Genomic DNA, 8812 nt, shown 5'->3' on the forward strand with positions numbered 1-8812 from the left:
AGAGTCATAGTACTAACTATTGTAATACTGCGCCTGGGCATTCCACAGCTCATGGTATTTTCCCCCGGTATCTGCCGCCAGTTCCTCGTGGCTCCCCAGCTGTACGATCTGACCGTTGTCAAAAACGGCGATTTCATCGCAGAACCGGCAGGAGGACAGGCGGTGGCTGATGTAGATGGCGGTCCTGTTTCCCACGATATCATTGAATTTTGAATAAATTTCCGACTCTGCGATTGGGTCAAGGGCGGCGGTGGGTTCATCCAGCACAATGAACGGCGCATCCTTATAAAGCGCCCTGGCCAGCGCAATTTTCTGCGCTTCGCCGCCGGAGATTTCCACGCCGTTTTCCTCAAAGTCCTTATACAGGCATGTCTTCAGCCCGTCAGGCATGGAGGTACGGCGGTTATCAAACCCGGCCGCATCAAGGCAGGCTTCCACCCGTTTCGTATCATAATCCATATCCGCAGCCACATTTTGTCCCAGGGAAAAGGAAAACAGCTTGAAATCCTGAAAGACCACGGAAAAGATTTTCATGTATTCCTCATAATCATATTTCCTGATGTCAATGCCGTTGAGCAGGATTTCTCCTTCCGTGGGATCGTAAAGGTGGCAGAGCAGCTTGATAAAGGTGGTTTTTCCGGAGCCGTTCATACCAACCACCGCCAGCCGCTCGCCAACGCGGAATTTCAGGTTGATATGGCGCAGGGCGCAGGTATCGGAGCCGGGATATTGGAAGGATACATCCCGGAATTCAATTTCATATTCATTGTCGCTGCCATCACAGAAGGCGCGTTTTTCCACGGGAAGCGTGCCTTTTTTCAGCACATCTTTGATATTCAGATATTCCAGCGTGGAAAGCTGCCGGTTGGAGGAGACAGCGTATTCCTCCAGCGCGTTGAAGACGTTGGTGACCGACTGGGAAAAACGGTAGATAATGCCTGCGTATTTTACAACGGCTCCCGCAGTCAGCGTTCCCGCCGCGGCGCGGAGCGCTACGAAAATATACGAGATGATTTGAAGCGTTCCGGCGGACAGATTGCTGAAAAAGCCGGATTTCATATTGTTGCTTACCAGCTGTTTTATCCATCGGTTCTTTATCACAAGGTCCCCGTCAAGTTTGCTTTTAATCAGTGGTTTTGCATCATAGATGCGGATGTCCTTTCCATAATGATAATCCTGATCATTCCATAAAAAATAGCCAAGATAGCTTTTATCCAGAGAAGGATCGTCCAGCAGGCGGTACAGCTCTTTGTTTTTAACAGAGGTAAACCAGAGGTTGAAGGCGATGATGGCGCCCAGCGAAAGAAGCAGTAGTATTGCCGGGGTATCTGAGAAAAAATGTCCTTCCATAAATAACGGCAGCATAAGTACTACGGAAACGAAGGTGGATATCAGGCTGTTCAGCAGATATGGCAGCTGCCATACAAGGGAATAAAAGCCGGCGCCCCAGTCGTTGTCATGCCGGATCCTGACGCGGATATCGTTTACGGCAGGACTGTCCAGCAGCGGATAATCAATGGAAATGGTTTTCATGCTCATCAGGGTATCGTATCTTTTGCCGCACATACCGATATGTACATTTAGTATTTTGGAAAAATAAGCTTTCAGCACCGTCAGCAAGAAAATAACGGCCACAGAGGCCAGGGAAACGGATATGATTTCAGTAAATTCTTCCCCGGCCTGCAGCCCGTCCAGAATATAGGCGGACAGGAGAATCCCGGCAAAAGGGGTTGCCGCTTCAATTACGGACGTGATTATGCTGTGAATGAGCAGCCATTTATCCATGTTCCACATAAGTCTGATCGCAATGCCCACAGGCTTTAATTTATTATGCTTCAGCATAAGTCTCCGCTACCTCCTTGTTTTGATAGTACTGGCTCTGCAGTGCAAACATCTGGCTGTAAGTGCCTCCCTTTTGCATGAGTTCGTCGTGTGTGCCTTCCTCTGTGATTTTCCCATTGTTTAAAAATGCGATTTTGTCGCAGAAGCGGGTGGAAGCCAGCCGGTGGGAGATATAGACAGCAGTTTTATCCGATGCAATTTCGTGGAATTGTTCGTAGGTCCGGCTTTCCGCGATAGGGTCAAGGGCTGCGGTGGGTTCGTCAAGAATCAGGATGGGCGCGTCTTTGTAAAGCGCCCTTGCCATGAGCAGCTTTTGCTGCTGGCCGCCTGATAAAACGATGCCGTCCGTTATCTCCTTTGTCATGGGGGTGTCAATGCCTGTTGGCTGCCCGCAAAACTGCTCCCAAAGCCCTGTTTTGACAAGACATTCCTTCACACGGTTCCGGTCTGTTGTTTTCAGCTCCTGCATGGAAACATTCTCGGCGGCGGTGAAGGGCGGGATATAGATGTCCTGAAAAACGGCGGCATACAGCTTCAGCAGATCTTTTTTCCGGAAATTGTTTATATCCTGGCCGCCGATTAAAATTGTGCCGGAATCAGGTTTGTAAAAACCGCAGAGCAGCTTTACCACCGTGGTTTTTCCGGCGCCGTTGACGCCTACCAGGGCGATCTTTTCTCCGGCATTGATTTTAAGGTTAAAGTGATCCAGCACGAAGCCGGTATCCGTTCCGTAGGAAAAACAGACATCGCAAAATTCAATGGAATATTCTTTCAAATCCGAAAGTGCCAGGGGAGTTTCCGGTTCCGGATCATTGGTATTATCCAGAAAGGCGCGCATGGAATTCATCTGCAGATTAGCGCCGTTCAGCTCGTTGAGATTGTTTACGATGCCGTTGACAAAGCCGGAAAAAGCCGTGACAGCGCCAAAATACAGGGTAAACTCCGGTATCGTAATCTGTCCTGCGGAAACGGCGTATATCAAATAGGAGTAGGCGATGCCGTCCCGCAGGAAAAGGACGAAAGCGTTCACAACGCCGGAAGCGAAATATCTGTCCTGGATTTTGCCCGCCAGCTTTGCGCTTCCCTCTATCAGGCTGCCGCGCAGCTCCTGAAACCAGCCTCCTGCATGATAGAGCCGCATGTCCTTTCCGAACGCTGCATTGCTTCCCGTACGGATAACATAGGACAGCTTTTTTTCATATGCCGCTGTTAAATCTTTCTGTTTATACTCATAGCTTTGCGCCTGCCTGGTGCCAAACAGGCTGATGAGCGACAGCACGATAAGAAGCAGTACCATATAGGGGCTGAGGGAAGACATAATTCCGGAGTAAATGAAAAAACACAACAGGCTCACCACAATGTCAATGGAGGAAACGATCATAATGGAGGTGCCCGACCAGTCGCCGTTACGCAGTGTTGACATGGCCCGCTGATACTTCGTCTGTCCTTCTTCGCTTTCCACGTTTTTGTAATCGCAGCTTAAGGACTGCAGGAAAAGCTCCATCTGGTAATAGCGGCGCATATCATTGTACATGATGTACTTACCTTCATTTGCCATTCCTGACAACGCCATCGACAGGACCATGACAATGCCGAAACCTCCCAGCACCAGAAAAATCTGTGCTGTATCCGCGCTGCCCATCACCAGGTCCAGCGTGATTTTCGGGATATAGATGCCAAATACCGGTGAAATCACCGACAGAATTACCTGCATTATGATGAAGATAAGCAGCAGCGGATGCTCCCTGCGGATACATTTCAGCAAAAAGGTGATGTTTTGAAAAATATGGTATTTCAGGGGTTCTTTCTTCTTTTTCACGATGTATCTCCTCCTCTTGTCAAAGTATACCGCAGGTACAGGCCAAATGTCAGCATCAGCACGAATGGTATGCGTGCCGGCACAAACGGCAGAAATCCAGGCGGGGATAAACTGCAGCCAGCCGCGTGAAATGGAATTTATGTAAAAAAAGCGCCGCCGATCGGCCTTGCCGTCAGCGGTGCTTTGCAATGTCTGTTTTCCATAGATTATTTGTAACTGGCAGTTGCTTCGCAGTTACTGCCGGAATCTATCCCAAGTCGCCTTCAGCGGCGGATTTTGGCCTGAATTCAGGTCCCTGAGCTGGGCGCGCTCACCTGCATTCCGGCATTTCTGTCCAGGGAAGGGTCGGAGGTCAGCTGTGTGCCTCCGTTTTCCACAATCAGCCGATCCAGCGTCCGGGTATAGGTATAACCCAGGCTGTCGGTGATGACAAGCTGCAGGCTGAAGCTGTCACCATCTTTCAGTGTGGCATCGGTGGTGAGATAAGCGGCGTCACCGGACACGCCTTGTGCATTCTCAAACAGGGTATCCGAGGTGAGCAGCACGTCGTTTTGGTAAAGAGACAGCATGGCCTTTACGCCATGGTTATTTCCAGGGGCATCACAGCTGACCTGCACATTGGAGCTTAGCGTTGCCGTCTGGCTTCCGCTTGTGCGGGACCAGTTAAGAGAGCCATAGGCCTGCCAATCGATCAGATAGTGGGAATAAACGGAAAGGCCTTCGTCCAGGATTTCTGTGGTGTCCACACCGTCGCGGGTACAAATCAGACTGATGGCGGCGCTGCGGCTGGTAACGGGAATGGATAAATCCGCAGTAAAAAAGCCCTGTTGCGACAAACTGGCCGGGACTGTCCCGCCATCATTTCCGTCTGACCAGCTGATGCGTACACTGGTGTCCGCTGTGGTTTCCCGGAGAGCAGCCCTGACATGGACAGCAGCCTTCCCGTTCTCAAGCTCACCGAATTCAATGGAGGAATAGGAGGTGATTTTCTGCTCCTCCTCCTGGAGCGCCTGAATCTGGCTGACAGCGAGCTGGACGCTGTTGTCAATCTGCCGGGGGATGGAGGAGACATCAGTGCGTAGCAGTTCGTTCTGTTTTTTCAAATCCATACATAGAAAGAGAAGAGCGGTGTTCAGGGCGAGGGAGAGGATGAGCAGGAGGGAAACTGCAGCTTCCCATATTTTTTTCTTCATCAGGCGACCTCCGTCTGCCGCAGCGGCTGCGGGCATTTTCTATAAAAGTTTATCAAGCTCTTTGTTAAGCTGTGATTTTAATGCTTCCAGTTCTTCTTTTGAGGGAAGATATTTATCTTCTGACAATTGTGCGCCCAGGCTCCAGACAGGTCCTCCTGTGGGGGTGTCTCCGGATCTTCTGGGAAAAATATGCCAATGCATGTGACGTCCGGTTCCGGCTCCGAGAAGCTCATAATTTAATTTATCCGGCTGGAATGCATTATAAACCGCCTCTGCCACAAGGGACATTTCCCGGAGAAATTCCATTCGGAAGGCTTGTTCCAGGAAATGCAGCTCCGTTGCGTGTTCTTTGCACAGAAAGAGCGTATATCCTTTTATCCGCTGATAGTCGCCGATAACCACATAGCCTGTGTTAAGTTCTCTTACAAAATATGGGTTTTTCCCTGCTTTAATCCAGTCAATTCTTTCACATATCATACAGTCATTCATGCAGACAGCCCTCCGTGCTGAAAATTTTTGTGTTGTTCAAAGTTGTTTTATTGTTATTTTACCATGGCGTACCGGGGAATGGAAGGCCGTACTTTTTCCATAGGAAGGGTTCTGTTTTGTTAATTGTATTATTGTATTAATTGCTTGACACAGTGAAGCGAAAGTGATACTATCAGGATAACAAAACAATATCATATATGATAATAATACCATTTATGATAATAATTGATACTGCAGCAGAAAGGATATGAGCCAATGAATCAGCAGGATTTTACGAAAATAATTATGAATCCCGTAAGGCAGCGCATCGTTCAGTATCTGATTCTTCATGAGGAAGGCACGGTATCCTCCATCAGGGAAGAGCTGAATGATATTCCGCCGGCCAGCCTGTACCGGCATATCAAAATACTGTATGAAGCAGGTGGGATTGAGGTCGTACGGGAGCGTAAGATACGGGGAACGGTGGAAAAAACCTATGCGCTGGTAAAAAATCCGGTAGGGGAGTACAGCCGGGAAGGTGCGGCGCAGATGATTCAGGCGGCGCTCTTTTCTCTGGCCGCTTCCTTTTCCCGCTATTTTGCACAGGAGGAGAACGACCCGAGGAAGGATTTGCTGAGCCTGTCCACCTCCACTCTGCTTCTTACCGATGAGGAATTTATGGAGATGACCGCTAAAATAGGGGCGGTATTCAACGATTATATTTACAACAAACCGGAGGAAGGCCGGAAAATCAGGCGGTTTACGTTGATCTCTTCTCCAAGCGAGGAAGAGTAGTGGCGCTCCGGTTAACTGAACTGTCAGGAAGAATAGGAGAATATTATGTTAGAGATCATCAATTTTTCAAAAACCTATAAAGGCGGGAAAAAAGCCGTATCCAACCTGAACCTGGAAATCCTGCCCGGGGATATTTACGGTTTCATAGGCCACAACGGCGCGGGGAAAACCACGACCATTAAGGCTGTAGTGGGAATCCTGGATTTTGAGGAAGGGGAAATCCGCATTGACGGGCATTCCGTAAAGGAGGAGCCGCTTGTATGCAAATCCCTTCTGGCTTATATACCGGATAATCCGGACCTGTATGAACATCTGACCGGTATTCAGTATCTGGATTTTATTGCGGATATTTTTCAGATTCCTTCTGCGGTAAGGACGGAGCGGATCGGGGAATATGCGGAGCAGTTCGGAATCACGGAAAGCCTGGGCGATCTGATTTCTTCTTATTCCCACGGCATGAAGCAGAAGCTGGCCATCATCTCCGCACTGATTCATAAGCCCCGGCTTCTGGTGCTGGATGAACCCTTTGTGGGGCTGGACCCTTCCGCCTCCGTGGTGCTCAAGCAGAATATGCATGCCCTTTGTGAGGAGGGAAGCGCTATTTTCTTTTCCACGCATGTGCTGGATGTGGCGGAAAAGCTGTGTAATAAAATCGCCATCATCAAGGAAGGGGTGCTGGTGGCTGCCGGCGAAACTGCCGGGCTGACACAGGGTAAATCACTGGAGGAAGTATTTATGGAGGTGGTCAGACATGATTAGCACGAGTATCCGTCTGTTAAGGATTCAGCTGCTGAAGGACTTCGGAATCAATGAAGTCATGCATTGCAGGGATTCGGGGAAAAAACGAAAGCTGGTTTTCATGCTGTGCATTTTCATATTCTGCGGGGGGCTGCTTGCCTTCTATGTCGCGGGGGCAGCGTGGGTTCTGTGTGTTTCCGGGGCACAGGACAGCGTTCCCGGCTTTGTGGTTGCGGTGTCGAGTATGGCTATTTTCATCTTTACCCTGTTCAAAGCGGGACCGGTGCTGTTTGCCGCCGGGGATTATGAGATGCTGACGGCCCTTCCGTTGAAGCCGTCGGCGATAATTATGAGCCGCTTGCTTCATATGTATCTGAGCTCCCTGCTTTTGTCGGCGCTTACTATAGCGCCGGCAGGCGCGGTATATGGCCTGACGGCGGCACCTTCCCCTGTTGTTTATGTACGGATGTTTATCAGCCTCTTTTTTGTCCCATTGGTTCCCCTGACAGTGGCGTCTCTGATTGGAACTTTAATCATGGCCATTGGTTCCCGCGTGCGGCGTAAAAATTTGGTGATTATTTTACTGTCCATGACTTTTACCCTGGGAATCCTGGCGGTAACCATGCTTTTTTCCTCACGGGCGGAAAATATGGAGCTTCAGGATATGGCGGGGATGATACGCGGTGCAGTAGAGCAGGTAAATGGCATGTATCCGCTGACCGGTCTGTATACAGCGGGGATTACCGGCGCAAATCCGGCGGCGCTGGCCGGATTTGCGGCCATATCCATGGGGATTTTCCTCCTGTTCATCGCATTGGTGCAGTGGAAGTATGTACAGATAAGCAGTGCGCTGCGTACGCATGAGGCAAAGAAGAATTACAGGCTGCAGAGCCTGAAGCAGCGTTCCGTGCTGGGCGCTTTGTACAAAAAGGAGATAAAGCGATATTTTGCCTCTAATATATACGTAATGAATACGATGGTTGGATATATACTTATGGTAGCGGCAGCGATTGGGCTTGCGGCGGCAGGGATGGATAAGCTGGAAAGCTATCTGCAGCTGGAAGGGGTGGGAGGCACACTGCCTGTCAGCCTGGGAAGCATGCTCCCCTTTCTTTTGTCACTGATGGTGATGATGGGGGGCACTACCTCAAGCTCCATTTCCATAGAAGGAAAGCAGTGGTGGATTCTCAGGTCGCTGCCCATTCCCTCCGGTTTGATTTTGGATGGTAAAATGCTGGTGAATCTGACGCTTGCCGTGCCTTCCATTCTGCTGGCAGGAACGATTCTGACGGTTTCCGGACAGACCGGGGGCCTGAAGCCTGTCTGGGTATTCCTGGTTCCGCTGGCCTATGCGTGTTTTTCTTCGGTTCTGGGAATTACCATTAACCTGAAAATGCCGGTATTCAACTGGGACAATGAAACTACGGTAGTAAAGCAGAGCGCTTCCACTTTTGTATCCGTTCTGGGAGGAATGCTGCTGGCCCTGGTTCCTATCGGACTGCGCTTTGCGCTGGCAGGGGTTCCGGCCGACCTTTTCCTGGGAGGGGTGACGGTGCTTGTTTTACTGATAACCGTTATTCTTTATGGAAAGAACAGAAGATGTGATCTGCGGAAAATTGGATAAACAACCTTAGGAGGACATTGCTGCCCCGGATATCAGACGGAAAGCTCTTAAAGAGTTCCGGATGGTATGTGGGGCAGCAGTTTTTGCAGGAAAGGGCATAGGAAATCAGGAATCCTGGTGGTGGGGGGAAAACTGAAGCTTTGTGGGGGAAAGAAAAAATTTCTGACACAGGGGCTGTTTTCTCTCAGTTTTTTAAAACTTCAGAAAAGCTTTTAAAAAAACGTTTAGTTTTGTGTTGATAATATTAAAATAGTATGTTATTATTATTCCATCACACAGCAGTATCTATGCTGCTGTAGTATCCGGCCGTCCGGCCGTTCTTTCATTTCGGCG

7 protein-coding genes are annotated in these 8812 nt (G+C 49.5%); 3 read left to right on the forward strand and 4 right to left on the reverse strand.

The window, feature by feature from the left end; genetic code table 11:
- Positions 1-12: 12 nt before the first annotated feature.
- The 4 genes from HMPREF1548_RS08305 to HMPREF1548_RS08320 all read right to left on the reverse strand — a co-directional run bounded on the left by HMPREF1548_RS08305 (position 13) and on the right by HMPREF1548_RS08320 (position 5343).
- Entirely contained in the window at positions 13-1842 is a 1830-nt protein-coding gene (locus HMPREF1548_RS08305) for an ABC transporter ATP-binding protein (protein ID WP_021635517.1), read from the reverse strand.
- The gene (locus tag HMPREF1548_RS08310) at positions 1829-3661 is read right to left on the reverse strand and encodes an ABC transporter ATP-binding protein (protein WP_055725879.1); all 1833 of its coding nucleotides are present in this window, start codon (positions 3659-3661) and stop codon (positions 1829-1831) included. The genes HMPREF1548_RS08305 and HMPREF1548_RS08310 overlap by 14 nt, the downstream gene beginning before the upstream one ends.
- Before the next feature lie 287 nt (positions 3662-3948).
- Positions 3949-4854, reverse strand: a complete 906-nt coding sequence (locus HMPREF1548_RS08315) for a hypothetical protein (RefSeq protein WP_035321574.1) — start codon at positions 4852-4854, stop codon at positions 3949-3951.
- Positions 4855-4893: 39 nt separating this feature from the next.
- Positions 4894-5343, reverse strand: a complete 450-nt coding sequence (locus tag HMPREF1548_RS08320; protein WP_021635520.1) for an HIT family protein — start codon at positions 5341-5343, stop codon at positions 4894-4896.
- Positions 5344-5598: 255 nt separating this feature from the next.
- Here HMPREF1548_RS08320 and HMPREF1548_RS08325 point away from each other — a divergent pair, with 255 nt between their 5' ends.
- From HMPREF1548_RS08325 to HMPREF1548_RS08335, 3 genes are read left to right on the forward strand one after another with little or no spacing between them, the layout of a single operon-like run.
- A complete protein-coding gene (locus tag HMPREF1548_RS08325) occupies positions 5599-6117 on the forward strand; it encodes a helix-turn-helix domain-containing protein (RefSeq protein ID WP_021635522.1) in 519 nt (172 codons plus the stop codon).
- A gap of 45 nt (positions 6118-6162) precedes the next feature.
- Entirely contained in the window at positions 6163-6876 is a 714-nt protein-coding gene (locus tag HMPREF1548_RS08330; RefSeq protein WP_021635523.1) for an ABC transporter ATP-binding protein, read from the forward strand.
- Positions 6869-8479 (forward strand): hypothetical protein, encoded by a 1611-nt coding sequence (locus tag HMPREF1548_RS08335; RefSeq protein WP_021635524.1) that lies wholly within the window; start codon positions 6869-6871, stop codon positions 8477-8479. The genes HMPREF1548_RS08330 and HMPREF1548_RS08335 overlap by 8 nt, the downstream gene beginning before the upstream one ends.
- The last annotated feature ends 333 nt before the right edge of the window (positions 8480-8812 follow it).

This window comes from Clostridium sp. KLE 1755, assembly GCF_000466465.2.
In the GTDB taxonomy this organism is placed as follows: Bacteria; Bacillota; Clostridia; order Lachnospirales; family Lachnospiraceae; genus Eisenbergiella; species Eisenbergiella porci.

Bases quoted from the DNA above. Each gene is read 5' to 3' on its own strand.
- HMPREF1548_RS08305 (WP_021635517.1), bottom strand. From the start codon at position 1,842: ATGCTGAAGCATAATAAATTAAAGCCTGTGGGCATTGCGATCAGACTT.
- HMPREF1548_RS08315 (WP_035321574.1), bottom strand. From the start codon at position 4,854: ATGAAGAAAAAAATATGGGAAGCTGCAGTTTCCCTCCTGCTCATCCTC.
- HMPREF1548_RS08320 (WP_021635520.1), bottom strand. From the start codon at position 5,343: ATGAATGACTGTATGATATGTGAAAGAATTGACTGGATTAAAGCAGGG.
- HMPREF1548_RS08325 (WP_021635522.1), top strand. From the start codon at position 5,599: ATGAATCAGCAGGATTTTACGAAAATAATTATGAATCCCGTAAGGCAG.
- HMPREF1548_RS08330 (WP_021635523.1), top strand. From the start codon at position 6,163: ATGTTAGAGATCATCAATTTTTCAAAAACCTATAAAGGCGGGAAAAAA.
- HMPREF1548_RS08335 (WP_021635524.1), top strand. From the start codon at position 6,869: ATGATTAGCACGAGTATCCGTCTGTTAAGGATTCAGCTGCTGAAGGAC.